Raw genomic sequence first — 25927 nt, 5'->3', positions numbered from 1 at the left:
CAGAGCCGTCGCCCCTCATCCTGAGGAGCGCGGAACGCGCGTCTCGAAGGATGAGGCCCCGATATCGCCCCGAATCCCGCCTCATCCCCAAGTCGTAGACCGCGGTTCCCCATTTTCGGTTTGCTTTCGTTTTTCGTTGTGATCTAATCGAATCCGAAAGTGAAATCGCCGAAAGCGAACGCGAGCGGCCGGGGAAGCGTCTGTTGGATCGGATTTTCGACCTCGCAATCATTGGGGGCGGCATCAACGGCTGCGGCATCGCGCGCGATGCGGCGGGGCGGGGTAATTCTGTTTTCCTCTGTGAAATGAATGATTTGGCGAGCGGGACGTCGTCCTGGTCGACCAAGCTCGTGCATGGCGGGCTGCGCTATCTCGAATATTACGAGTTCCGCCTGGTCCGTGAGGCCCTGATCGAGCGCGAGATCCTCTGGCAGATCGCGCCCCATATCATCCGCCCTCTGCGTTTCGTTTTGCCGCACCATGCCGGCCTGCGCCCGGCCTGGCTGCTCCGGCTCGGGCTGTTCCTTTATGATCACATCGGCGGCCGGCACCTGCTGCCGCCGACCCGGTCGGTGGACCTCAGTCGCGACGAGGTCGGCAAGCCCCTGATCAAGAATCGCTACGTCAAAGGGTTCGAGTATTCCGATTGCTTCGTCGACGACGCGCGGCTGGTCGTGCTGACCGCGCGCGATGCCGCCGATCGCGGCGCCGAGATCTGCACGCGCACCCGCGCCGTCGAGATCAGGCGGGCTGACGGTCTCTGGAATGTCACGGTCGAGGACGAAGGCAGCGGCGCGCGGCGGACGGTGCGTGCGCGTGCGCTGGTCAATGCCGGCGGTCCATGGGTCGAAGAGGTGCTGACTTCGAGCGCCGGCGTCAACGCGCGCGCAAAAGTGCGGCTCGTGCAAGGCTCGCATATCGTGGTGAGAAAACTCTACGACCACGACCGCGCTTACATCTTCCAGAACGCCGATGGCCGCATCGTCTTCGTGATTCCCTATCAGAATGATTTCTCGCTGATCGGCACCACTGACCGTGACTATGACGGCGACCCCGCCAAGGTGAAGGCGACGGAGGAGGAGATCAGTTATCTCTGCGCTTCCGTCAGCGAGTATCTCGCAAAGCCGGTGAAGCGGGAGGATGTGGTCTGGACCTATTCCGGTGTGCGCCCGCTCTATGATGACGGTGCGAGCGAGGCCAAGGCCGCCACACGCGATTACGTGTTCGAGCTCGATACGCCCGGCGGCGTGCCGCTGCTCTCGATCTATGGCGGCAAGATCACGACCTATCGGCGATTGGCGGAAGAAGCGCTTGAGCGCCTTGCGCCCTATTTGCGCAGCGCGAAAGCCCGCGAGGGCTGGACCGGCAAGTCGCCGCTGCCCGGCGGCGACATGGATGTCTCCGCGGTCGATGCGCTCGCTGCGGAACTCGTGCGCGACTATCCGTTCCTGTCGGCGCCGCATGCGAGCCGGCTCGCACACGCCTACGGCACGCGTGCGACAAAAGTACTCGGCAGCGCGAAATCGATCGGCGATCTCGGAAAGTCCTTCGGCGCCACCTTGACGGAAAGCGAAGTCAGGTACCTGATGGCGAACGAATGGGCGTTGACCGCCGAAGACATCGTCTGGCGCCGCTCCAAACTGGGTTTGAGGATGTCGGCCGCCGAGATATCGGCGCTCGACGAATGGATCGCCGCTCATGGACTGTCCGGCGAACGTCCGCTACGCGAGGCGGGAGGACGGCCATGAGCGTCACGCTCGACCACGTCACGCGCACCGTGGACGGCATCCCGGCCATCCACGATGTCGCGCTGACGCTCGAGCGCGGCACGCTGAGCGTGCTGCTCGGGCCGACGCTATCAGGCAAGACCTCGATCATGCGGTTGCTCGCCGGCCTCGACAAGCCGACGAGCGGCCGCGTGCTGGTCGACGGTGCGGACGTCACCGGCATCGATGTGCGCCAGCGCTCGGTCGCGATGGTCTACCAGCAGTTCATCAACTATCCCTCGCTCTCGGTCTATGAGAACATCGCCTCGCCCTTGCGTGTGCAGGGACGGCCGCGCGAGGAGATCGACAAGCGCGTGGCGGATGCCGCAAAGCTGTTGCGGCTTGAGCCCTTTCTGAAGCGCACGCCGCTGCAGCTCTCCGGTGGTCAGCAGCAGCGCACCGCGATTGCGCGCGCGCTGGTCAAGGGCGCCGATCTCGTGCTGCTCGATGAGCCGCTCGCCAATCTCGACTACAAGCTGCGCGAAGAGCTGCGCACCGAACTGCCGCGCATCTTCGAGGCGTCGGGTGCGATCTTCGTCTACGCGACCACGGAGCCGTCGGAAGCGCTGCTGCTCGGCGGCGACACCATCTGCATGTGGCAGGGACGCGTGCTGCAGGCCGGCGCCAGCTCGCGGGTGTATCGGCAGCCCGAGACGCTGCGCGTCGCCCAGGTCTATTCCGATCCCCCGCTCAACATCGTCAATATCGAGAAGCGGCACAGCACCGTGCATTATGCCGGCGGCACGCGCGCGCCCGCGACTGGCCTTTATGCGAACCTTGCCGATGGCGCTTATCGCGTCGGCTTCCGCGCGCATCAGCTCGAAGTCGCGAAAGGCGCCGCCGGCCGTCACGTGTTTCCGGCCAGCGTCAGCGTGACCGAGATCACCGGCTCCGAGAGCTTCATCCACCTGCAGCGCGATTCCGCCAATTGGGTCGCGGTGCTGCACGGCGTCCATGAGTATGAACCCGGGAAGGCGCTCAACGTCGCGCTCGATCCCGACAACGTCTTCGTGTTCGACCTGGCCGATCGCCTGGTCGCAGCTCCTGGCCGCACTTGAGGGAGATGCCTGATGGCCCGCATTGACCTCGTCGATCTCGCCCACTCCTACAGCGGCGATAACGCGCCGCCGGAATCCTTCGCGCTGAAACCGGTGACGATGACGTGGCGGCAGGGCGGCGCCTATGCGCTGCTCGGCCCCTCCGGCTGCGGCAAGACCACGCTGCTCAATCTCATCTCGGGCATCGTGACGCCGTCGCGCGGAAAGATCCTGTTCGACGGCAAGGACATCACGCCGCTGTCGACGCAGAAGCGCAACATTGCGCAGGTGTTCCAGTTTCCGGTCATCTACGACACCATGACGGTCGGCGAGAATCTGGCCTTTCCGCTCAAGAACCGCGGCGTGCCGAAGGCGGAGATATCAGCCCGCGTGAAGCGGATCGCCGAGCTGCTCGATCTTGCGCCTTATCTCAACCGCAAGGCGACGCGGCTCACCGCCGATGCCAAGCAGAAGATCTCGCTCGGCCGCGGACTGGTGCGATCCGACGTCGCCGCCATCCTGTTCGACGAGCCGCTGACCGTCATCGATCCCGAATTGAAATGGCAGCTCCGTTCGAAATTGAAGGCGCTGCATCGCGAGCTTGATCTGACCATGATCTACGTCACCCACGACCAGACGGAGGCGCTGACCTTCGCCGACACCGTCGTCGTCATGCATGACGGGCGCGTGGTGCAGAGCGGCACACCGGCCGAACTATTCGATAAGCCCGCGCACACGTTTGTCGGCTATTTCATCGGCTCGCCCGGCATGAACATCGTGCCGGCGCATGTCGATGGGCGTGAGGCGAGGATCGATGGCCACACCATCGGCCTGCACCGCAATTACGGCGTGCTGCCTGCGGGCGCGAAGATCGAGATCGGGGTGCGGCCGGAATTCGTCGACGTCGCGCCGCCGGCCTCGGGCCTGCTGGCAGCGACGATCGAGCGGATCGACGATCTCGGCCGCATCCGATTTGCGCGGGTGCGCGTCGGCGATTCCAAGTTCGCGGCGCGCGTGCCGCCGGGATTTTCGGTGCCCGACAACATGGCCGGGCTCGTGTTCGATCCCGCGCATGTGCACGTCTATGCCGACAGCCGCCTGGTCGAGGGGGTCGCCTGATGGACAAGACGGTCAATCAGAAAGCCTGGTTCCTGGTGCTGCCGGTGTTCCTGGTGGTCGCGTTCTCGGCGGTGCTCCCGCTGATGACGGTCGTGAACTATTCGATGCAGGACACTTTCGGCAACAACCAGTTCTTCTGGAACGGCGTCGGCTGGTTCAAGGAATTGCTCGATCCTACGACTGACCTCGGCGAACGCTTCTTTGCATCGCTCTGGCGCAACCTGATCTTCTCCGCGATCATCCTCGCGATCGAGATACCGCTCGGTATCGTCGTCGCGTTGTCGATGCCGCGCGAGGGCTGGACCGTCGCCGTCTGCCTCGTGATCCTGGCGCTGCCGCTGTTGATCCCGTTTAACGTGGTCGGCACCATCTGGCAGATCTTCGGCCGTCCAGATATCGGCCTGCTCGGCTACACCCTCAACAGCCTGGGTATCCCTTACAACTACGTCTCCAACGAACTCGATGCCTGGGCGACCGTGATCGTGATGGATGTCTGGCACTGGACCAGCCTGGTGGCGCTGCTCTGCTATGCCGGCCTGAAGTCGATTCCGGATGCGTACTATCAGGCGGCGCAGATCGACGGCGCCTCGCGCTGGGCGGTGTTCCGCGCGATTCAGTTGCCGAAAATGAACCGCGTGCTCCTGATCGCGGTGCTGCTGCGCTTCATGGACAGCTTCATGATCTACACCGAGCCGTTCGTCGTCACCGGCGGCGGGCCGGGCAATTCGACCACTTTCATCTCGATCGAGCTCGTCAAGATCGCGCTCGGTCAGTTCGATCTCGGCAAGGCCGCGGCGCTGTCGCTGGTCTACAACCTCATCATCCTGATCGTCTGCTGGGTGTTCTACACCGTCATGACCAATGCCGGCGCCGAGCGCCCGCAAAAAGAGGGAGCTGTGTGATGGGCACGATTCCCGGCCGTCGCCTCATCATCTCGCTGTTCCTGATCTTCCTGTTGTTGCCGATCTACTGGCTCATCAACATGAGCTTCAAGACCAACAGCGAGATCGTCTCGACCATGACGCTGTGGCCGCACCAGCCGACGATCGAGAACTACAAGCGGATCTTCACCGATGAGAGCTGGTATTCCGGCTACATCAACTCGCTGAAATATGTCGTCATCAACACCGTGATCTCGATCTCGGTGGCGCTGCCGGCGGCTTACGGCTTCTCGCGCTACCGCTTCCTCGGCGACAAGCATTTGTTCTTCTGGCTGCTTTCCAACCGCATGGCGCCGGCCGCGGTCTATGCGCTGCCGTTCTTCAACCTCTATTCCGCGATCGGCCTGTTCGATACGCCCTGGGCGGTGGCGCTGGCGCATTGCATCTTCAATGTTCCGCTCGCGGTCTGGATCCTCGAAGGCTTCGTCTCCAGCGTGCCGCGCGAGATCGACGAGACTGCGTTCCTCGACGGCTATTCCTTCCCGCGCTTCTTCATCAAGATCCTGGTGCCGCTGATCGCGAGCGGCATCGGGGTGGCCGCCTTCTTCTGCTTCATGTTTTCCTGGGTCGAGCTGTTGCTCGCGCGCACGCTGACCTCGGTGGATGCCAAGCCGATCTCGGCGGTGATGACGCGCACGGTCTCCGCCGCCGGCATGGATTGGGGCCTGCTCGCCGCGGCCGGCGCGCTCACGATCATCCCGGGCGCGCTCGTGATCTGGTTCGTCCGCAACTATATCGCGCGCGGCTTCGCGCTCGGTCGCGTGTAGGAGGCGCCCCATGGAAAGCATCGCATGGATGGCCTGGACGCTGCCGACGGCGATCTTCTTTGCGCTGCTCGGCATGACGCTGGCGGTGATGACCTGGCTCGCGGTCGCTTATCCCGAAGCCGAGCGGGTCGGCGTGCTCAGGATTCCGACCACGCGCGGCGATCGTCTCTTCATCTCGCTGGTGCTCGCCGCCGTCATCCATCTCGTCTGGATCGGCGTCGTCGGCACCGACTCCATCTACACGCTGCCCATTGGGGAGGAGGGCGTCGAGGCTTCGAGCCTGTGGCTCGCCACACTGATTTCGCTTGCCACGGCCGTTGTGATTTTCCGCACCGTCTGAGGAAGTGAAGAAGAGCAGATCCGGGACCAACCCGGACCTGAATTGTTTTGTCGCTATATCAGGAGGAAACGCCATGCGACATTTGAGAGGAACCACCAGGGGCCGTCTGCTTACGATGACCAGCGCCGCCGCGCTGATCGCGGCCGCCGCCACCGTCGCCGCGCCGGCGCGCGCCGACGACGCCGTCAACCAGAAATGGATCGACAGCGAATTCCAGCCTTCGACCCTGTCGAAGGAAGACCAGATGAAGGAGCTGCAATGGTTCGCGAAGGCGGCCGAGCCCTTCAAGGGCATGGAAATCAACGTCGTGTCGGAAACCATCACGACGCATGAATATGAGGCGAAGACCCTCGCCAAGGCATTCAGCGAAATCACCGGCATCAAGCTCAAGCACGACACCATCCAGGAAGGCGACGTCGTCGAGAAGCTGCAGACCCAGATGCAGTCCGGCAAGAACGTCTATGACGGCTGGATCAACGATAGCGACCTGATCGGCACGCATTTCCGCTACGGCCAGACCATCGTGCTGTCGGACTATATGACCGGCGAGGGCAAGGACGTCACCGATCCCTATCTCGAAGTCAACGACTTCATCGGCAAGTCGTTCACGACAGCGCCGGACGGCAAGCTCTATCAATTGCCCGACCAGCAGTTCGCCAACGTCTACTGGTTCCGCTACGACTGGTTCACCAACCCCGACTACAAGGCTAAGTTCAAGGCCAAGTATGGCTACGAGCTCGGCGTGCCCGTGAACTGGTCGGCGTATGAAGATATCGCCGAGTTCTTCACCAACGACATCAAGGAAATCAACGGCGTCAAGGTCTACGGCCATATGGACTATGGCAAGAAGGACCCCTCGCTCGGCTGGCGCTTCACCGACGCCTGGCTGTCGATGGCGGGCAATGGCGACAGGGGCATTCCGAACGGTCTGCCGGTCGACGAGTGGGGCATCCGCATGGAAGGCTGCCGCCCCGTGGGCTCGTCGGTCGAGCGCGGCGGCGACACCAACGGTCCGGCCGCCGTCTACTCGATCACCAAATATCTCGAGTGGTTGAAGAAGTATGCTCCGCCGCAGGCGCAGGGCATGACCTTCTCTGAATCGGGTCCGGTGCCGGCGCAGGGCAACATCGCCCAGCAGATCTTCTGGTACACCGCGTTCACCGCCGACATGGTGAAGCCCGGCATTCCCGTCATGAACGCAGACGGCACGCCGAAATGGCGCATGGCTCCGTCGCCGCACGGCTCCTACTGGCGGGAAGGCATGAAGCTCGGCTATCAGGACGCCGGCTCGCTGACGCTTCTGAAGTCGACGCCGGCGGATCGCCGCAAGGCGGCTTGGCTCTATCTGCAGTTCATCGTCTCCAAGACGGTGTCGTTGAAGAAGAGCCATGTCGGTCTCACCTTCATCCGCGAGTCCGACATCTGGGACAAGTCGTTCACCGAGCGCGCGCCGAAGCTCGGCGGCCTGATCGAGTTCTACCGCTCGCCCGCGCGCGTGCAGTGGACTCCGACCGGCAACAACGTGCCTGATTATCCGAAGCTCGCCCAGCTCTGGTGGCAGAACATCGGCGATGCGTCGTCCGGTGCGAAGACGCCGCAGCAGGCGATGGACGCGCTCGCCGCGGCCCAGGACTCGGTGATGGAACGGCTCGAGAAATCCGGCGTGCAGGGCGCCTGCGGCCCGAAGCTGAACAAGAAGGAGAAGGCGGAATACTGGTTCGCCAAGGCCGAGAAGGACGGCACCATCGCGCCCCAGCGCAAGCTCGCCAACGAGAAGCCGAAGGGCGAGACAGTCGACTACGACACCCTGATCAAGTCGTGGCCCGCCACCCCGCCGAAGCGTGCGGAAGCGAAGTAAGCTCCCGCAACGCCGTCTTGGCCGGGCTCGTCCCGGCCATCCACGCGTTGCCGCGGGTATGGAAGAACTGGATGCCCGGGACAAGCCCGGGCATGACGGAGAAAAACAAAAGGCCGGGAGCAATCCCGGCCTTCGTCATTCCGGGGCGCGCGAAGCGCGAGCCCGGAATCATCGGACAGCAAAGCACGTGGTGGAATAGATTCCGGGTTCAGCCCTGCGGGCTGCCCCGGAATAACAGTGGGAGAAAGACGTCGTTCTTTCCACCCGTCATTGCGAGCGAAGCGAAGCAATCCATCTCTCCACTTGTGGCAGGCATGGATTGCTTCGTCGCCGTCGCTCCTCGCAATGACGGCGGTATTCGCGGCTACTCCGCCGCCTCCACCGCCTCCAGCGTCGGATAGTCCGTATAACCCTTCGCGCCGCCGCCGTAGAACGTGTTCTTGTCCCATTCGTTCAGCACGGCGCCCTGCTTCAGACGCTCGACCAGGTCGGGGTTGGAGATGAACAGCTTGCCGAACGCGATCAGGTCGGCGGCGCCGGATTCCAGCACCTTGTTCGCCAGCGCGAAGTCATAGCCGTTGTTGGCCATATACGCCTGCTTGAAGCGCTTGCGTAATGACGCATAGTCGAACGGCGCGACATCGCGCGGGCCGCCGGTCGCGCCTTCGATGACGTGGATATAGACCAGCTTCAGCGCATTGAGCCCATCGACGATGTAATCGAACAGCGGCTGCGGGTTGGAGTCGGAGACGTCATTGGCCGGCGTCACCGGCGAGATGCGGATGCCGGTGCGCTCGGCGCCGACTTCCGCGGCCACCGCCTTGGAGACTTCCAGCATCAGCCGCGCGCGGTTCTCGATAGAGCCGCCATAGGCATCGGTGCGCTTGTTGGTGCCATCCTTGGCGAACTGGTCGAGCAGATAGCCGTTGGCGCCGTGGATCTCGACGCCGTCGAATCCCGCTTCGATCGCGTTCGCCGCGCCGCGCCGGAAGTCTTCGATGATGCCAGGTATTTCGGAAAACTCGAGCGCCCGCGGTTCGGACACATCGGTAAAGCTGCCGCCCACGAAGGTCTTGGTCTTGGCGCGGATCGCGGATGGCGCAACCGGCGCGCCGCCGTTCGGCTGCAGCAAGGTGTGGGAGATGCGGCCGACATGCCAGAGCTGGATGAAGATGCGTCCGCCGCGCGCATGCACGGCGTCGGTAACCTTGCGCCATCCCGCAATCTGTTCCTTCGAATAGATGCCGGGCGTGTCCTGGTAGCCTTGGCCCTGTTGCGAGACCTGGCTCGCCTCGGTGATCAGGAGGCCGGCGGAGGCGCGCTGCGCGTAATAATCGACCGCGAGCGGGCTCGGCACCATGCCGGGCGGCACCGCGCGGTTGCGCGTCAACGGTGCCATCGCCGCCCGATTGGGCAGCGTCAGCGGACCAAGCTTGAGGGGCTCGAACAATTTGGAGGATTGGCTCATGGGAGGCTTTCCGGAAATGAACGATACGCAACATTTGTGCATCGCGGCGATGGGCGCAATGCCCCAGCCATTCTTCTCGTGCAGACTAGCAACGCGCGGTGTTCGGTCGCTTGACTGGCGTCAAAAGCGGCACATGCAGGCGAACATAGTAGGATTTGTTGCAAATCAGGATACGTGCAGCAAAACGACCTCTTGAGGAAGCCTGTCACAGAGGCGCCATTTCCCGAAGCGGGTCTAACGAACGGCCGGCATTGCCGCTTCCGTCGGCTGGGCGCGCCCGCGCATCCGCGCCAGCAGCTCCGCTGATGGCCAGGAATCCGCCGGTAGTCCATATTTGATCTGCATCGCCTTCACCGCGCTGCGGCTCGCCTGTCCGAGCACGCCGTCGACCTTGCCGACATTGAAGCCGGCGCGCACCAAGTGCTGCTGCAATTCCTTGATCTCCTGGAACGGCAACTGCGCCACGGGACCCGAAGGCCGCAGCATCGGCGGGCTGCCTGCGATGCGGCTCGCCAGATACCCGGCGGTGGTCGAATAGATCAGCGAATTGTTCCATTCGGTGTAGGCGGCGAAATTCGCATAGGCCAGGAACGCCGGCCCCATCCGTCCCATCGGCAACAGCAGCGACGCCGGCATGTCGTCATTCGCTAGTGGACGTCCATCCGGATAGGTCACGCCGAGCTGCGCCCATTTCGAGCGCGGCAGTTTTGTCGTGAGATCGGCCTGATCCCACGGAAAGCTGGATGCGGTCACGCGCACTTCCTGCAGCCACGGCTCGCCGCGCCGCCACTTCAATCCGTTGGCGATATAGTTCGCAGTCGAGCCGATCACGTCGGGCCCGCTACGCAAGAGATTGCGATGGCCATCGCCGTCATAGTCGACGGCATAGTTGAAATAGTGCGTCGGCAGGAATTGCGTCTGCCCGAGCTCGCCGGCCCAGGAGCCGACCATCTCATCGGCCGAAAGGTCACCGCGGTCGATGATCTTGAGCGCCGCGATGGTCTCGTTCTGGAATATCTCCGAGCGCCGGCAATCATAGGCAAGCGACACCAGCGAAGGCAGCGTTGGAAGGTTGCCCATGTTGGCGCCGAAGTCGCTCTCCAGTCCCCAGAACGCCGCGATCACCGCCGGCGGCACGCCGTATTCCTTCTCGGCGCGCGAGAATGCCGCCGCATAGGTCTTGATGTGCTGCTGTCCCTGCTGCATCCGGTAGGGCGCGGCCATTCTCCCTGCGAACTCGGTGAAGATCTGTCCGAACACGCGCTGCCCGCGGTCGCGGTTAACGATGCCCTGGTTGTAGACGAGGTACGGCGAGGCTTCCGCGATCGCCTGCTGCGATACGCCTTCGGACACCGCGCGCTGCTTGAGATCGGCAAGGAACCGCTCGAAGCTTTGGCCATTATGGCAGGCCGCCGCGCGCGACGAGGACACCGTCGCAGGCCGCGCGGCCGCCGGTGCCTGACGTGTGGGTGCCGGCAACAATTGCTGCGCGGAGGCCGCAGACGAAAACGCCGCAATCATCGTGACGGCCGCGATCGCAAATCGGGTCTTGAACATCAGAACTCGCCGGTAGGGAATGGGCTTACGAAAGATAGTAATGATCTTACGTGAAGCTTTACGCCCAAGCTATCCCTCACTCCGCCGTCGTCCCGGGCTTGCGCGCCGCGGCGAAGCCTTGGCGTAGCCGGGACCCGGGACCCATAACCACAGGAAACTGTTGTGGCGCGAGCAAGTGGTTGCAGCGGAGCACATCACAAAGTCCGGTGGTTATGAGTCCCGGCTTTCGCCGGGACGACGTGGGAGGGAGCCAGCGTATTTTCGCCCGCGTCGCCCCGACGCACCTTTCGCCACTTGCGCTGCCCATAGGCAAATCCCTACCTAAGCTGCGCCTGCAACAGTGGTTTTTCCGCAACGACGCAGGGGAAACGGCGATGAATTATTTCAAGACAGCCCTTCTGCTGGCCGGCCTCACCGCCCTGTTCATGGGGATCGGCTATCTCATCGGCGGCGCCAGCGGCGCGATGATCGCGCTTGTGGTTGCGGCCGCGACCAATCTGTTCACCTACTGGAATTCCGACCGCATGGTGCTCAGGATGTACGGCGCCCATGAGGTCGATGCACGCACCGCGCCCGAACTCGTTGGCCTCGTCGCCGAGCTCGCGCGCCGCGCCGGCCTGCCGATGCCGCGCGTGTTCGTGATGGACGAGGCGCAGCCCAACGCGTTTGCCACCGGCCGCAATCCGCAGAATGCCGCGGTCGCCGTCACCGCCGGCATCATGCAGCAGCTCAGCCGCGAGGAGCTCGCCGGCGTGATTGCGCATGAGCTCGCGCATATCAAGAACCACGACACGCTGTTGATGACGATCACCGCCACCATCGCCGGCGCGATCTCGATGCTGGCGCAATTCGGCATGTTCTTCGGCGGCCACCGTAACAGCAACAGCGGTCCGGGCATCGTCGGTTCGATCGCGCTGATGATCCTGGGGCCGCTGGGCGCCATGCTGGTGCAGACGGCGATCAGCCGCACCCGGGAATATGCCGCCGACAATCTCGGCGCGCGTATCGTCGGCCAGCCGATGTGGCTCGCGTCCGCGCTGATGAAGATCGAGAATGCCGCGCACCAGGTGCCGAACTTTGAGGCCGAGCGCAATCCCGCGACCGCCCATATGTTCATCATCAATCCGTTGTCGGGCCATGGCGTCGACAATCTCTTCTCCACCCACCCGTCGACCGAGAACCGCATCGCAGCGCTGCAGCAGCTCGCTGCCGAGCTCGGCGCCAGTGGTGCACCTTCCGCCGGAACGCGCTATCCTTCAGGCAGCCCATGGGGCGGCACGACCACCTCGCGCGGACCGTGGGGTTAAGCGATATTCGTGGGGCGGATAAACCGCCCCACGAATTGGAGGTGCCGGATGCAGCGCACGCTGATCATCCTCGGACTGCTCCTCCTCGCCGCTGGTCTGCTCTGGCCGGTGATCGGCAAGCTCGGGCTTGGCCGCCTGCCTGGTGACATCCATGTCGAGGGATCAAATTATTCGTTCTATTTCCCACTGATGACGTCGCTATTGCTCAGCGTCGTGCTGAGCGTGATCATCTGGCTCGTCAACCGCTAGGAGAGCGGGGGTTCCGCCGGAATCCCGCCGGCGCCGTCCCGCCCTTGCCGAAAAATACGGCGGATTGGCGCAGTGCAATCGGCCGCGCTGGTGCTACACTCGCAAAACGAGAGGATCACGCCGGAAACAAGCAATGGCCTTGTTTGGTTGGGGCAGAGAGGTTCCGTCAGAAGAGGTCCTGGATGCCAGGGCCGGCGCGGATGCCTTGTTGCAGGCGCTGGACAAGGTCGTCGCGACATATCTCGAAAAGGCCGATCACGGCGATCTCGTCTATCCCGCCTGCAAGCGCAAATCGAATGATGCGAGCGCCAGCCCGCGCGAAATCTGGCGCCACACACGGCTGGAAGGGATGCGCTATCTGACCATGATCCCGGGACGCGACTCCGCGCTTCTGACGGAGCCGTCGCGCCAGGCTGAGCTGATCGACGGCTTCCTGCGCCAGCAGCCGCACGAGGACACGGTGATCGATTTCACCGGACGCGCCGTCGACGACGTCGCGATCGCCATCATCGCCGGGCTGAACTGGCTGAACCATTGCGCGCTGCTCGCCAAGGTCGATCGCGCGAAGGCGTCAGGCACCTTGCGCAATTTCCGCAGGGTCGTGACGGTCGCTCAGCAATGGTGGGGCATGGAGGGCGCGGAGGCCCGCTGCAGGAACATGCAGCAGGCGCGCGAACTGCCGCCGCTGATGCTCAATCTGGTCTGGCTCGAATGCACCCATCTCGCCAAGGACATCACCGTCGCCGCGGTGTTTGGTGCGTCCGGTGAAGCAAGCGATGCATCAACGCGCTTCCAGGCCGCACTCGATCCGGATGAACCGGCCGCGTGAAGCGCGCATTGCGGGCGCATGCAGCAACAACCTCCGCCGTCATTCCGGGGCGCGCGTAGCGCGAATCCATCGGGCCGCGAGCGCAGGTGGAGAAATGGATTCCGGGCTCGATGCTGACGCATCGCCCCGGAATGACTGAGCGACGCGTTGCCCAATCCTCTCCTCCGTCATGGCCGGGCTTGACCCGGCCATCCACGTTGTCCCGGGCGCGAAGGACGTGGATGCCCGGGACCCGGCTACGCCGAGGCTTCGCCGGGCACTCTAATCTCAGTCCGGCGAAGCGATAGCGAAGACGGGCAAGCCCGGGCATGACGGCGTCGTATCATTCGCGCGATTTTCCTTAAGCCAATCAACGTGATTTGGCTCGTCCAGCCCTCACACAAAAAACATTCCGCTTTCGCCGTCGGGCAAATCAGTGATTTAACTCCGCGCGTCTCACCCAGATGAGGGGCGGCTCGCGATCGTCACGAACGTTGCGGTGAGATGCGGTGGACGCGGGTGGCGCGACTGACGAGCGTGACATCAGCGGACGGCGAAGTCGTGTGGTCCTGGCGCCCCGACGCTGGCGCTAAGTTTTTCGCGCGAACAAGTTCGCGCTTGAGATGACGGTGGCAAGAAAGCCCGGTCACCGGGGAGAGCACGAAGTAAGCCGTAACACCATCGCGCAGGGAAAGCCGGAATGCTTCGGTTGAACCTGTGGTCCTACCCCCGTGCTTTTTGTTGCACGGGACCCATGGGTGCAACCGGCACCCGGCTTTCCCTGCGCCCTCTGATATCGAGGAGGGTGAAACGAGACGCAAAGCTCGGGCAATGCATGCCGCGAGAACGCGGACTCACATCCTCTCCGCTGTTTGAAAATTGAATCATAACTCGCGGCAAGCCGTAGGGTGGGCAAAGCGAAGCGTGCCCACCATTACGAGTGGAGTGCTTGACAGTGGGCACGGCGCGATAGACGCGCCTTTGCCCACCCTACGCAGTCCCGCAACTGCTTGTTCGCCACGCTGGGGCCGTGATCTCTTCACTATGATCGTCGGTAATCACGGGACGATCGAAGGCGATCAGCATGGATCAGTTGCGGCGAAAACTCATCCGCACGCTCCTCGGCACCGCATCGGGCACGTTGCTGTTGCGCAGGTCGCGGGCGAACGCGGCGGAAAAGATGACGCTGCAGGAAGCCGGCTATCAGGACACGCCGAACGGGATCTATAGCTGCGGCATGTGCACATTCTTCGAAGCACCGAAATCGTGCAGGGTTGTCGCCGGCGACATCAGCCGCGACGGCTGGTGCAAGGTATATGCTGCGGTGGATTGAGTGCGAGGAAATACAAGGTGGGCCCAGCGCACGCTTGCCTCTATCTCCCCTCACCCTGAGGGGCCTGCGAAGCAGGCGTCTCGAAGGGCGAGGCCACCGGCCGGACCTCATCCTTCTCCCGGCGATGCGTAGCATCGTCCGGAGACGCGGCGAAGACGCCGCTCCTCAGGATGAGGAGCGAACACGGAGCACTCGTTACAACTCCCGCGCATTCGAAAACGCGAACGACGACACCCGCCGCGTGTTCTCGTCCAGGATCAGTGTGCGCGTGATCGGCGGCTCCGCGCGCTGGGCGCAGTTCTCGCGCTCGCAGAGGCGGCAGTTGACGCCAATCGGCGTGCCCTCGGCCTTCTCGAGGTCCATGCCGGCGGCGTAGATCAGGCGCGAGGCGTGGCGGATCTCGCAGCCCAGGCTGATCGCAAAGCGCGGCTGCGGCAGCGGGTGCGGCGCGATCGGCCGGCGCACCATCTGCGCGATCGAGAAATAGCGCGTGCCGTCCGGCAGCTCGATCACCTGCTTGAGCAGCCGGTCCGGCGTGTCGAAGGTCGAATGCACGTTCCAGAGCGGGCAGGTGCCGCCGAATTTCGAGAACGGAAACGTGCCGGAGGAGAAGCGCTTGGACACATTGCCGGCATTGTCGACCCGCAGCATGAAGAACGGCACGCCGCGCGCGTTCGGCCGCTGCAGCGTGGTCAGGCGATGACAGATCTGCTCGAAGCCGGCGTTGAATCGCTGCGCCAGCACATGCACGTCGTAGCTCAGCGCCTCGGCGGCGGCGAGGAAGGGCTGGTAGGGCATCATCACCGCGGCGGCGAAATAGTTCGCGAGCGTGATGCGGTAGAGCCGGCGCGCCGCATCGTCGAGCGGACCGCCGCGGCCGACGATGGAATCGATGCTTCCGCCGCATTCGGCAAGCCCGATTTGCAATGCGAGCTGGAAGGTGCGGCTCGGCGTATCGACCAGCTCGGAAATCAGGAGCTGGCGGCGATGGCGGTCGAAGCGCCGCAGCGTCTCCCGCATCACGTCAACCGGCATGATCCGGGTTACGATCGAGTGCTTTTCGCGCAATCGCGTCGAGAGCGCCGCGAACAGCTCGTCGGCGGCCACGTTCAGCTCGTCGCGCAAATTCTCCGCTGCCGTCTCGAGCTCGGGGAAATAGTTGCGGTTGGCCTCGATCAGGTCGCGCACGCGCTCGATCGGATTGGCCTCGAAGCGGGCGCCCTCGTTGCGGTCGGCCATCTGGGCGGCGACCAGGGTCTCGCCGCGGCGTGCCTCGGCATAGGCGGCGTAGAGGCGCTGCAGCGCGTGCGTTACCCCTGGGCAGAGCTCGGCGAGGTCACGCAGTTCCTGCTTGGGAACGTCGATCTGGCGGAACAGGGGATCGGAGAAGATCTCGTTGAGCTCGGCAAAGAAGCGATCCTCGTCGGCGGTCGCGAGGTCGCGCAGGTCGAGGTCGTAGGTCTCGGCCAGGCGGAGCAGGATCTGCGCCGTCACCGGGCGCTGGTTGCGCTCGATCAGGTTGATGTAGCTCGGGGAAATGCCGAGCCCCTCGGCGATCTGCGTCTGCGACAGCCCCAATTGCTGCCGGATCCGGCGGAATCGGGGGCCGACAAACAGCTTTTTTCCGGGCTCGGCAGGCATGGCAGTGTTGCTGACCTATTATCTACAAAGTTTACAAAATGACATTTCACACAAGAACAGATGTTACATGACATCACCATTCAAATGCAAGCCATCTGTACTAATCGCGGCGCTTTGCGTTTAGCTCCTGACACGCATTTCGCAATGCACTGTCACGAATGTCGATCGACGAGAGTAGCGGAGACAAGCGCTGCGGTTGGTCGTCACCGAAAGGAGCACGCACATGAACTACCAGCCACGTGGGATCAGCGACCGGGCTATCCAGGGACCGGCTTCCTATCTGAGCGAGATTGAAGCCGCCGAAGCACTCCTCAAGACCAAGGACACGTGGAACGGTGTGACCGCCGAAGCCGTGGCGCGCATGCGGCTGCAGAACCGCTTCAAGACCGGCCTCGACGTCGCCCGCTACACCGCGGCGCTGATGCGTGCCGACATGGCCGCCTATGACGGCGACCCCACCAAGTACACCCAGTCGCTGGGTTGCTGGCATGGCTTCATCGCCCAGCAGAAGCTGATTTCGGTCAAGAAGCATTTCGGCACGACCGATCGCCGTTACCTGTACCTGTCCGGCTGGATGATCGCCGCGCTCCGCTCCGAGTTCGGACCGCTGCCCGACCAGTCGATGCACGAGAAGACCTCGGTGCCGGCCCTGATCGAGGAGCTCTACACCTTCCTGCGTCAAGCGGACTCGCGTGAGCTGAACGATATCTTCCGCGCGCTCGACGCCGCCCGCAAGGAAGGCGACAAGGCGAAGGAAAAGGCGCTGATCGAGAAGATCGACAACTTCCAGACCCACGTCGTGCCCGTCATCGCTGACATCGATGCCGGCTTTGGCAACGCGGAAGCGACCTATCTGCTCGCCAAGAAGATGATCGAAGCGGGCGCCTGCGCCCTGCAGATCGAAAACCAGGTCTCGGACGAGAAGCAGTGCGGCCACCAGGACGGCAAGGTCACCGTGCCGCATGAGGTCTTCCTGGCGAAGATTCGTGCCTGCCGTCACGCGTTCCTTGAGTTGGGCGTCGAAGACGGCGTCGTCGTGACCCGCACCGACTCGCTCGGCGCCGGCCTCACGCAACAGATCGCCGTGAGCCACAAGCCCGGCGACCTCGGCGACCAGTACAACAGCTTCCTGGATTGCGAGGAAGTGACGGCCGCCAACGCTCGGAACGGCGACGTCATCATCAACCAGAACGGCAAGATGATGCGTCCGAAGCGGCTTCCCAGCAATCTCTATCAGTTCCGCCCCGGCACCGGCGAAGACCGCTGCGTGCTGGACTGCATCACCTCGTTGCAGAACGGCGCCGACTTGCTGTGGATCGAGACCGAGAAGCCGCATATCGAGCAGATCGCCAAGATGGTCGATCGGATCCGCAAGGTGGTTCCGAACGCGAAGCTGGCCTACAACAACTCGCCGTCCTTCAACTGGACGCTCAACTTCCGTTGGCAGGTCTACGACGCGATGAAGGAAGCCGGCAAGGATGTCAGCAAGTACAACCGTGCCGAGCTGATGAAGGCGGAATACGACAACACGCCGCTGGCAATCGAAGCCGACGAGCGCATCCGCACCTTCCAGGCCGATTCAGCCAAGCGCGCCGGCATCTTCCATCATCTGATCACGTTGCCGACCTACCACACGGCAGCTCTGTCGACTGATAATCTCGCGAGGGAGTATTTCGGCGAGCAGGGCATGCTGGGCTATGTGAAGAATGTTCAGCGCCAGGAGATCCGCCAGGGTATCGCCTGCGTCAAGCATCAGAACATGGCCGGCTCCGATATCGGCGACGATCACAAGGAATATTTTGCTGGTGAAGCCGCGCTGAAGGCGGGCGGCGCCCACAACACGATGAACCAGTTCGGCTAACGGTGGAATCGATCAGGAGACTATCATGACCAAAGGCAGCAATTTCTGGGTGATCGGCGGTGAGTTCGGTTCGATGAACTTCCACAAGCTCGTCGAAGGCTCGGCCCAGGTCAAAGGTCCGTTCAAGACCCGCAAGGAGGCGGAGGACTGCTGGCGCGAAGTGTCGGAAGAGAACCGCCACAAGGCCGGCGTACGCTTCTCCATCGTGGAAGAGCCCTCCCGCGTCCCGGCCTGACAGGCTGCCGACGGTCAGCGTTGAAGAAGACGTCCAAGGACGGACGGCCCCATCCGGATTTCCGGGTGGGGCTGTCTGATTTCGGGACAGCCCCTTGACGCCCCCTTGGGGATAAGTCGCCCGATAACCCCTTGGGAACCAACGGCCTTTGCGGAAGTAACGGTTACTGATAGGTTAATCCGGTAGAACCCGTCAGGACGAGGCCGCAAGGGATGTCGGACGCCCAGAATACCGGCAATGCCGCGAGCGAGATGCGGCCGACGCTGCGCGAAGCTTTGCGCAAGGCCCGGATCGAGGCCGCGGATCGCACTGGCGTCGTCGTCGAGTTGCGCGATGCCGAGGTCGCGCGGCTGGAGATCCTGAACGAGGCGCTCGATCCCTTGTTCGCGCAGGTGCCGGAAAAGGTCGACCTGTTCGACCGCGGCATCAGCCAGGGCGAGACGCCGCGGCTGTGGATCGACGTCGTCGCCCATGTCGTGATGGGCCGCGACAAGCGGATCTACCGCTTCGTGCAGGACACCCGCTTCGGCCGCATCGTGCTCGCCGAATCGCACGACGTGCCCGTCATCGTCGATGCCGTGACCGACTATGTCGCCCGCCGCATGATCGAACGCGAGCACGCGATGGTGGCGACCCCCAAGGCGGCGGAGCCCCTGCCCGCCGAGAAGCCGCAGCGCCGCCGTGGCAGATTCGGGATGTTCCTGCTCGGCTTCATCCTCGGCGCACTCGCGCTGTTCGCGCTGGCGCTGTTTGCGAGCCTGGACAATCTCTAGCGGCCTCACGCCAGCCGCGTGTCGCTCAAACGCCCGACGCGCAAATCGTCGCCGATCCCGCGCACCACTTGCTCGCAGCGCCAGGCATTGCCGTCGCGCTCGATCGAAAACAGATTGTACGCCGCCGCCGGATAATGATGGCGGGGCAGCGCCGAAGCCGAGGGCACGCCGATCGCCGGGATCTTGCCGCTCGGCCCGTCGAACCACATCGTGGAATGGATGTGGTCATGGCCGTGCAGGATCAATTCCACGCCGTATCGCTTGATGAGATCGAGCAGCTTGTGCGAGTCGGTGAGCCGCTTGACGCGCGCATCCGAATGCAGGGGATGATGGACCAGCAGCACGCGGAAGGCGCCCTCGGTCGACAATTCCGCCAGCATGCGCTCGAGGCTTGCGAGCTGCGCGTGGCCGAGCCATCCGGTCGCCATCAAGGGCGGCGTCGGCACCGCGGAGGATGTCCCGATCAGGGCCACCGGACCGCGCCGGCGCAGGAACGGAAACAGCGCGGCGCCATCTGCACCATCGCCGCGCAGATAGTCGGCGAAGGTTGCGGCGAAGCGATGCCGCGTCGAGCGCACATAGGCGTCGTGATTGCCGGGAACGACGGTCACGCGATCCGGCGGGCCGACGCTCTCGAGCCAGGCACGCGCCGGCTTGAACTCCGTCTCCAGCGCCAGGTTGACGAGATCGCCGGTAATCGCAATGTGATCCGGGTGTTGCCCCTGCAAATCCGCCACCAGCGCATCCAGCACCTCGCGGCGATGGTATTTGTGACGGTTGCGGGTCCAGTTCAGATAGCCGAAGGCGCGCTTGCCCGCGAGGTCGCGCAGCCGCGCCACCGGCAACGGCGGCAGATGCGGATCGGACAGATGCGCCAACCGAAACGCCGCCATCATTCCGTCCCTGTTGGCCTGTCCGTGATATACAGCCGCGGCATGGTCATTCCCTGATGGTCCGCATTCTATTGGCAAGCGGGCGCCTTCCGCGCAAGGATCAAACGTCGTTGTCGTTCCAGTCGAGGTTTTCGTGACGATCCTGATGGATTTGCGCAAGCGCTACGAGCCGCAGCTCAGGCGGGTGTTCCATCTCTATTTTCGGTTGGCCCGCGGCATGACGCTCGGCGTGCGCGCGGTCGTGCTCAATCACGAGAACAAGGTGTTCCTGGTCAAGCACAGCTATGTCAGCGGCTGGTACCTGCCCGGCGGGGGCGTCGAGGTCGGCGAGACGCTGATGGAAGCGCTGCGGCGCGAGCTCGAGGAGGAGGGGCGCATCGAGCTTGTGGGCACCCCGGTGCTGCACGGTGTCTTCCTCAACAGCCATGTCTCCCGCCGCGACCATGTCGCGGTCTATGTCATCAGGCAGTACCGCCAGGACCGCCTGCCGGAGCCGAACCATGAGATCGTGGACACCGGTTTCTTCGATCCGGCGGCATTGCCCGCCGACACCACGCCCGGCACCCGCCTGCGGATAGCCGAAGTGCTCGGCGGCGGGGCGCCGATCGCCACATGGCGCTAGCGACGGCTTGTGCTAGAAGACGCGTCCTAAAGATCGAACGCCGCGACAGGGGCCGGATGAAACAATTGAAAACCGCCTTCGGCGTCGTGTTGCTGCTGATCCTGATCAGCAACATCTGGACAATCTCGAAATGGAACGAAAGCCGCGGCGTCTATGATGACATCTGCTACCTCCGCCAGGCGCATCTGTTCCAGCGCTTCGGCATAAGCGGCCTGGACACGAACATCGCCAGGGATGACGACCGCTACATGCTGCGCAAGCTCCAGGAGATCAATTTCCCGGATCCCGGCGATCCCGCGCTTTTGCCGTGCCATACCTTCACGGCGGCGTTGAACAAGGTCGTGCTGCAATATCCGCCGGGCACCGGCTTCGTGCTCGCGCTGTTTCCATCGGGCTTTCAGGTGATCCCGCTCTATGCCGCCGCGTCGATCGCGATTTTCGGGCTTGCGCTGCTTGCCCTGGCCCGCGCTGTCACGCGTTCCGCTGTCGTGCTCGCCGGCGTGTTCGGCATCGTGGCGCTCTATTTGATGATCAATCCGACCAAGGCAAGCTATTCCGTGGCGCCGACCATGGTCGTCTGCGCGCTGACCGGCTTCCTGACCGCGCGGCTGTTCGCTAGTGCGGGCACCCGTCGTATCCTGCTTGCCGCGGCAGTTGGCTTGTTGATCGGCCTTTCCGTCAATTTCCGCCTGCCGAACCTGCTTCTCGCGGCAGGTTATGCGGTGTTCTTCCTCGTCGCCTTCCTGCGTGCACGGAACATGAATACCTTCTGGCAGGGTCTCTCGTTCGGCATCGCGTTCCTGATTGGCATGGCGCCAACACTGATCGCGAACGCGATCAATGCGGGAAGCCCGTTCTCGACCACCTATGGCGGTGTCGACGCGGTGCCGCCGGAAGTGAATGCGTCGGTCCTGCTGCAATATGTGCGGGATGCACAATTCCCGCTGCTGCTGATTGCGATCGCCTCGGTGGTGGCGCTGTGGCGGTCCGGGGGGCGCGTGGCGACACGACAGATTGTCGCCGTGGTCGGGCTCAACCTCGTCATCAACCTGATCTTCTTCATGAGCCATCCCGTCTTCACGCCGTATTACGTGATCCCGATCGTCATGCTGTCATTGTGGACGCTGTTGTTCGCTACCCTGGATCATTGGGCGCCGAAGCTCGCGGAGGATTTTGGCGTGCCGCAAAAAGCGAGTACCTGATGGTCAGCGAGGATGTCACGGCTCGGTCAGCGACGGTGGCAATGATGGCTTCCGCATTCCGCGTCGCGGTGCTGGTGCCGTGCTTCAACGAGGAAGCGGCGATCGGCACTGTGGTTGCCGATTTTCGCAAGGCGCTGCCGCAGGCACAGATCTTCGTCTATGACAACAACTCGCGCGACCGTACCGCCGAGATCGCGCGTGCCGCCGGTGCAGAGGTCCGCAGCGAGCGGCGCCAGGGCAAGGGACATGTGGTGCGGCGGATGTTCGCCGACGTGGACGCGGACATCTATGTCCTGGTCGACGGCGACGCGACCTACGACGCGCCGAGTGCCCCGCGCATGATCGAAGCCCTGGTGAACGATCATCTCGACATGGTGGTCGGCGTTCGGATCGATCAATCCGCCGCTGCCTATAGAAAGGGCCACCGCACCGGCAACCGGATGCTCACCGGCTTCCTCTCCGCCGTGTTCGGCCACGCATTTCGCGACATCCTGTCCGGCTACCGGGTGTTCTCGCGCCGCTTCGTGAAATCCTTTCCGGTGCTGTCGGACGGTTTCGAGATCGAGACCGAGCTCAGCGTCCATGCGCTGGAATTGGCGTTGCCGGTCGGCGAGATCGAGACGCCCTATTATGCCCGGCCGGAGGGATCGGTCAGCAAGCTGAATACCTGGCGCGACGGGTTTCGGATTCTCGGAACCATCCTGAAGCTCTATCGCTCGGAGAGGCCCCTGCGGTTTTTCACCGGCATCGGGATGGTTCTCGCGCTGATCTCGATCGTGCTGGCGATCCCGATCGTCATCACTTTCATCGAGGAGGGGATCGTACCGCGGCTGCCGACGGCGGTGCTGTCGACGGGCCTCATGATCGTGGCGATGCTGTCGGTCTCGTCAGGGCTGGTGCTCGACACGGTGACGCGCGGCCGCCGCGAAATGAAGCTGCTCGCCTACCTGTCCCAGCCGGCCATTAACAAGAAATGACGCGGGCGATGGACCGCGCCCGATCCAGGTGCTATCCCGCGCCTCACCATGAGTGATTTGTCGCTGACCATCCTGCCGGAAGCGCCGAACGACGCCCAGGCGATCGAGCGCCTGCACGAACGTACGTTCGGGCCCGGCCGCTTCGTGCTTAGCGCCTATCGGCTGCGCGAGCATGTCGACCATCTGCTCGATCTGTCCTTCACCGCGCGCATCGGCACACTTTTGGTCGGTTCGGTCAGGCAATTGCCCGTCATGATTGGAGACACACCGGCTTTGATGCTGGGCCCGCTGACGGTGGAGCCGCCGTTCCGCGACCGCGGCGTCGGCCGCGCGTTGCTCGACCGCGCGCTCGCCGATGCCAAGGCCAAAGGGCACCGCCTCGTGATTCTGGTCGGCGACGAGCCTTATTACAGCCGCGTCGGCTTCAAGGTGATCCCGAAGGGCAGGGCGACAATGCCCGGCCCGGTCGACTACAACCGTCTGCTGGTGGCCGAGCTTGTGGAAGGCGCTTTCACCGACGTCTCCGGACCGATCGGCCCCGATTGGAGCAAGGCGCGGTAGGTTAGAGCGTTTTCGAGCGAAGTGGGCACCGGTTCGCATAGCAATCAAGTTTACGCAGATTGCGTAGACTTATCTGCGTAGAAAACGCGTCAAAACAAGAATCTAGAGCTTCGGTTCTGATTCAATCAGAACCGAAAATGCTCTAGGTACGTTCCTCCCTCTCCCACGAGCCGTGGAAGAGGGAAGGGAGCCGGCTCAGAACTTCAGGTTCGCAAAGGCCCGGACGCCGATGCCGGGCAGCAGCACCTGGTCCTTGGTGTAGGAGACGGAGTTGCGGATGTTCTCGTTGAGCAGGTTGTTGCCGACGAGGCCGACCGTCATCTCGCGTGCGCCGAACCAGGACGGATCGAGCGTGGTCTTGTAGCTGACCTCTGCCTTCAGCAGGTTGTAGCCCGCCGTCGGCGTCTCCGCGATCGGAGCAACGTCGTTCTGTGCAAACGCGTGCAGCAGGTTGACGCGCATGAACCAGTTGTCGTCGCGCCAGTAGACGCCGCCGCCGACGCGCATCGGAGGAATGCGTGGCACGTTGGTGCCGTCGCTGAAGGTGGCGCGGACGATGTCGAACTGGTTCTCGATGCCCCAGATGCCGCTATAGAGCGGCCCGATATCGAGCTGGCTTTGGAATTCGCCGCCGCGGAAGGTGGCGTTGCGCTGGGAATAGACCGCCTGGTTCAATTCGCCGTCGGGCGCGCCGCAGGAATTGAAGTCCTCGTCACACATCACGCCGGTGAGCCGGCGAAAGATGAAGTTGTCGAAATGGGTGTAGTAGGCGGTCGCCTCGAAGCGGAATGGTCCGGTCGCCTTGCGCAGGCCGATCTCGACCGATTTCGCGGTCTCGATCGTCAGGTTGGGATTGCCGATATCGAAGGTGGCGGTGGCGTCATGCGGGCCGCGTGAGAACAGTTCGGCGGGTTTTGGCGCGCGCTCGATATATTGCGCGGTGATGCTGCCGACGAGATCGTAGGGCAGGTTCTGGAGCAACCCGATGCTGCCGCTCTTCGGCGTAAAGGACGGATTGCGGGCGATGTTGAACTGCGGATTGCCGTCCGGCAGGAAGTCGGGTGGAAAATTCGGCGTCGAGCCGTGCAACTCGACATGCTCGATACGACCGGCGATCTGGGCCTTGGTCGTCTCGGAGAATTTGAACTCGTTGAAGACGTAGCCGGCGATACGGTTGTTGTTGTTCGGATTCCACAGGCCGTTGAACAGCGAGCCGGGGTCGTCCGGGCTCGGAGCGGTCAATTCCTGGTGGCCGCCCTGCAGGCCGAACGCGGTGGTGACGTCGGCAAAGCGCGCGTTGAACGGCATCAACTGCACCTCGACGCGGGCTTCCTGCTCCTTGTTGGTGAAGGTCTGGCGTACACCGTCGCTGAATGGATCGGCTGGATCGGCCAGCCCAATCTCGTTGTGCCTGTAGTCGGTCGCGCCGGCCCACAGACGGATTGCATCGATGGCCGCCGCATCCGGCCGGTATTCGCCCTTCATGGTGATCTTGGTCTGATGTGCGTCGATCCGGGTCTGATGGTCGGCGCCGTCGATGCCAGGGATGTGATAAAGTGAATCGTTTTGGGTGATTGCAGCGCCGATAAAGCCGCCATTGAAGATATACGAGCCGCCGATCGAGGCACCGTCCGCCTGCATGGCCGAATTCGGCTGCCGCCCGTTGACCGGTCTGGTTTGGTCGAACAGGTAAGGATAACTGGGAATGCTGTAGTCGCCGGCCTTGCGACCAAAGGCGTCGGCGTGAAACGCGAAATTGCCTGCGCCGGTATCGAGCAGGATGCCGCCGTCGACGCCGCGATCGACGGAGCTCACTGCCGTTCGCGTCTCGACGTTCACGCAAGGTGACGAAGGTGCGCCAGCCAGCGGCGCTTTCGCCGGTAGGCCGTAGGTTTGGAACGGCGGGGCCGCGCATGAGGGAAGGGCGTCCGGAATGCGGTTGTTGGTCGCGCTCACGATGCCGCCGATCGAAGTCGAACCGTAACGCATCGCCGCCGGACCACGAATGACCTCGACCTGGTTGGTGGCAAGCGGATCAACCGGCACGTAATGATCCTCACCGAGATCCGAGGCGCCGCCGGCGTTATTGCCGTTCTCGATGATTCCAACGCGATTGACGTCGAGGCCTCGGATGACCGGCCGGCTCGAAGCGCCCGGTGCAAAGGTTGAGCCGGTGATGCCCGGTTTGGAAAACAGGAGGTCACCGAGCTGGGCGGTGCCCTCACGGCGGATTTCCTCATTCGGCACCACGGTGACCGTTGCGAACTGATCGGTCACGACCTGCAGCACCCCTTGCTGTGGCGCTGGCGGCGCGGCCGGCGCGGGCTGCGGCTGTTGGGCCACGCGCTCGCGATTGCGGCCGGGTGTGTTGCGCGCGGCGCGAACGGGGGCGCGCGCCGGAGCAACGGCCCGGTGGCGCCGCACGATCGGACTTGGTGCCGTCACGTTGATATCAGGCAGTTGCGTTGCCGGCGCCGATGCGGGTGCATCCTGAGCGATCGCGCCGCTGCCGAACGCGCATAGTACTAGCCAGCTTGCTCCACCGACGTGGAATGCTCTTTTTCTCTTGAATCCCATTTTCCTGATCCTGATGCCGTCGGCCAAGCCGGCGC

23 protein-coding genes are annotated in these 25927 nt (G+C 63.4%); 18 read left to right on the top strand and 5 right to left on the bottom strand.

Annotation, left to right across the window (positions count from 1 at the left end; all coding sequences use genetic code 11):
- Positions 1-203: 203 nt before the first annotated feature.
- The 7 genes from glpD to ACZYOF_RS15465 all read left to right on the top strand — a co-directional run bounded on the left by glpD (position 204) and on the right by ACZYOF_RS15465 (position 7828).
- Entirely contained in the window at positions 204-1748 is a 1545-nt protein-coding gene (glpD, locus tag ACZYOF_RS15495) for a glycerol-3-phosphate dehydrogenase (RefSeq protein ID WP_130576837.1), read from the top strand.
- Positions 1745-2824, top strand: a complete 1080-nt coding sequence (locus tag ACZYOF_RS15490) for an ABC transporter ATP-binding protein (protein ID WP_130576838.1) — start codon at positions 1745-1747, stop codon at positions 2822-2824. The genes glpD and ACZYOF_RS15490 overlap by 4 nt, the downstream gene beginning before the upstream one ends.
- 12 nt (positions 2825-2836) lie before the next feature.
- Positions 2837-3922: an ABC transporter ATP-binding protein gene (locus ACZYOF_RS15485; protein ID WP_130576839.1), complete on the top strand. Its 1086-nt coding sequence runs from the start codon at positions 2837-2839 to the stop codon at positions 3920-3922.
- On the top strand, positions 3922-4824 hold the full coding sequence (locus tag ACZYOF_RS15480) for a carbohydrate ABC transporter permease (RefSeq protein WP_130576840.1): 903 nt from the start codon (positions 3922-3924) through the stop codon (positions 4822-4824). The genes ACZYOF_RS15485 and ACZYOF_RS15480 overlap by 1 nt, the downstream gene beginning before the upstream one ends.
- The gene (locus ACZYOF_RS15475; protein WP_130576841.1) at positions 4824-5630 is read left to right on the top strand and encodes a carbohydrate ABC transporter permease; all 807 of its coding nucleotides are present in this window, start codon (positions 4824-4826) and stop codon (positions 5628-5630) included. Before ACZYOF_RS15480 ends, ACZYOF_RS15475 begins: the two co-directional genes overlap by 1 nt.
- 10 nt (positions 5631-5640) lie before the next feature.
- Positions 5641-5970 carry a DUF2160 domain-containing protein gene (locus ACZYOF_RS15470; RefSeq protein ID WP_463716292.1) on the top strand — a complete coding sequence of 110 codons (330 nt, stop codon included), beginning with the start codon at positions 5641-5643 and terminating at the stop codon, positions 5968-5970.
- A 115-nt stretch (positions 5971-6085) separates the two neighbouring features.
- On the top strand, positions 6086-7828 hold the full coding sequence (locus tag ACZYOF_RS15465) for an ABC transporter substrate-binding protein (RefSeq protein ID WP_463716297.1): 1743 nt from the start codon (positions 6086-6088) through the stop codon (positions 7826-7828).
- Positions 7829-8192: 364 nt separating this feature from the next.
- Here ACZYOF_RS15465 and ACZYOF_RS15460 read toward each other — a convergent pair whose 3' ends face one another.
- Together ACZYOF_RS15460 and ACZYOF_RS15455 are read right to left on the bottom strand one after the other, a co-directional pair.
- A complete protein-coding gene (locus ACZYOF_RS15460; protein WP_394568421.1) occupies positions 8193-9296 on the bottom strand; it encodes an alkene reductase in 1104 nt (367 codons plus the stop codon).
- A gap of 234 nt (positions 9297-9530) precedes the next feature.
- Entirely contained in the window at positions 9531-10853 is a 1323-nt protein-coding gene (locus ACZYOF_RS15455; protein WP_463716291.1) for a lytic murein transglycosylase, read from the bottom strand.
- A gap of 374 nt (positions 10854-11227) precedes the next feature.
- Between ACZYOF_RS15455 and htpX the strand changes: the two genes are divergently transcribed.
- The 4 genes from htpX to ACZYOF_RS15435 all read left to right on the top strand — a co-directional run bounded on the left by htpX (position 11228) and on the right by ACZYOF_RS15435 (position 14550).
- Positions 11228-12160, top strand: a complete 933-nt coding sequence (gene htpX, locus ACZYOF_RS15450; protein ID WP_282532146.1) for a zinc metalloprotease HtpX — start codon at positions 11228-11230, stop codon at positions 12158-12160.
- 48 nt (positions 12161-12208) lie between these two features.
- Positions 12209-12409, top strand: a complete 201-nt coding sequence (locus ACZYOF_RS15445; RefSeq protein ID WP_282532145.1) for a DUF2905 domain-containing protein — start codon at positions 12209-12211, stop codon at positions 12407-12409.
- A 133-nt stretch (positions 12410-12542) separates the two neighbouring features.
- Positions 12543-13238 (top strand): hypothetical protein, encoded by a 696-nt coding sequence (locus tag ACZYOF_RS15440; protein WP_282532144.1) that lies wholly within the window; start codon positions 12543-12545, stop codon positions 13236-13238.
- A 1063-nt stretch (positions 13239-14301) separates the two neighbouring features.
- A complete protein-coding gene (locus ACZYOF_RS15435) occupies positions 14302-14550 on the top strand; it encodes a hypothetical protein (RefSeq protein ID WP_463716290.1) in 249 nt (82 codons plus the stop codon).
- A gap of 195 nt (positions 14551-14745) precedes the next feature.
- Here the strand turns inward: ACZYOF_RS15435 and ACZYOF_RS15430 are convergent, their stop codons facing one another.
- Positions 14746-16191: a helix-turn-helix domain-containing protein gene (locus ACZYOF_RS15430; protein WP_463716289.1), complete on the bottom strand. Its 1446-nt coding sequence runs from the start codon at positions 16189-16191 to the stop codon at positions 14746-14748.
- 223 nt (positions 16192-16414) lie between these two features.
- On the opposite strand from ACZYOF_RS15430, the gene ACZYOF_RS15425 reads away from it, so the two are divergent.
- The 3 genes from ACZYOF_RS15425 (at position 16415) to ACZYOF_RS15415 (ending at position 19060) form a co-directional block, all read left to right on the top strand.
- A complete protein-coding gene (locus ACZYOF_RS15425; protein ID WP_463716288.1) occupies positions 16415-18052 on the top strand; it encodes an isocitrate lyase in 1638 nt (545 codons plus the stop codon).
- A 25-nt stretch (positions 18053-18077) separates the two neighbouring features.
- Positions 18078-18287, top strand: a complete 210-nt coding sequence (locus tag ACZYOF_RS15420) for a DUF4170 domain-containing protein (protein ID WP_027581316.1) — start codon at positions 18078-18080, stop codon at positions 18285-18287.
- Between the two features lie 212 nt (positions 18288-18499).
- Complete coding sequence (locus ACZYOF_RS15415; protein WP_463716287.1) at positions 18500-19060, top strand: hypothetical protein; 561 nt, start codon at positions 18500-18502, stop codon at positions 19058-19060.
- A gap of 5 nt (positions 19061-19065) precedes the next feature.
- Here the strand turns inward: ACZYOF_RS15415 and ACZYOF_RS15410 are convergent, their stop codons facing one another.
- Positions 19066-19953, bottom strand: coding sequence for a metallophosphoesterase family protein (locus ACZYOF_RS15410; protein WP_463716286.1), 888 nt, complete (start codon positions 19951-19953; stop codon positions 19066-19068).
- 145 nt (positions 19954-20098) lie between these two features.
- On the opposite strand from ACZYOF_RS15410, the gene ACZYOF_RS15405 reads away from it, so the two are divergent.
- Genes ACZYOF_RS15405 through ACZYOF_RS15390 form a run of 4 tightly spaced genes read left to right on the top strand, consistent with a single transcriptional unit; the run spans position 20099 to position 23315 of the window.
- A complete protein-coding gene (locus ACZYOF_RS15405) occupies positions 20099-20575 on the top strand; it encodes an NUDIX domain-containing protein (protein WP_165421420.1) in 477 nt (158 codons plus the stop codon).
- Between the two features lie 56 nt (positions 20576-20631).
- Positions 20632-21777 (top strand): hypothetical protein, encoded by a 1146-nt coding sequence (locus ACZYOF_RS15400; protein ID WP_463716285.1) that lies wholly within the window; start codon positions 20632-20634, stop codon positions 21775-21777.
- A gap of 44 nt (positions 21778-21821) precedes the next feature.
- Positions 21822-22754 carry a glycosyltransferase family 2 protein gene (locus ACZYOF_RS15395; protein ID WP_463716284.1) on the top strand — a complete coding sequence of 311 codons (933 nt, stop codon included), beginning with the start codon at positions 21822-21824 and terminating at the stop codon, positions 22752-22754.
- 48 nt (positions 22755-22802) lie between these two features.
- Complete coding sequence (locus tag ACZYOF_RS15390; protein ID WP_394568028.1) at positions 22803-23315, top strand: GNAT family N-acetyltransferase; 513 nt, start codon at positions 22803-22805, stop codon at positions 23313-23315.
- Positions 23316-23510: 195 nt separating this feature from the next.
- Here the strand turns inward: ACZYOF_RS15390 and ACZYOF_RS15385 are convergent, their stop codons facing one another.
- Positions 23511-25892 carry a TonB-dependent receptor gene (locus ACZYOF_RS15385; protein WP_463716283.1) on the bottom strand — a complete coding sequence of 794 codons (2382 nt, stop codon included), beginning with the start codon at positions 25890-25892 and terminating at the stop codon, positions 23511-23513.
- Positions 25893-25927: the final 35 nt, after the last annotated feature.

This window comes from Bradyrhizobium sp. LeoA1Lang, from assembly GCF_055413685.1.
Note: the sequence above shows the minus strand (reverse complement) of the source record. Positions and strands in the feature narration are given on the sequence as shown.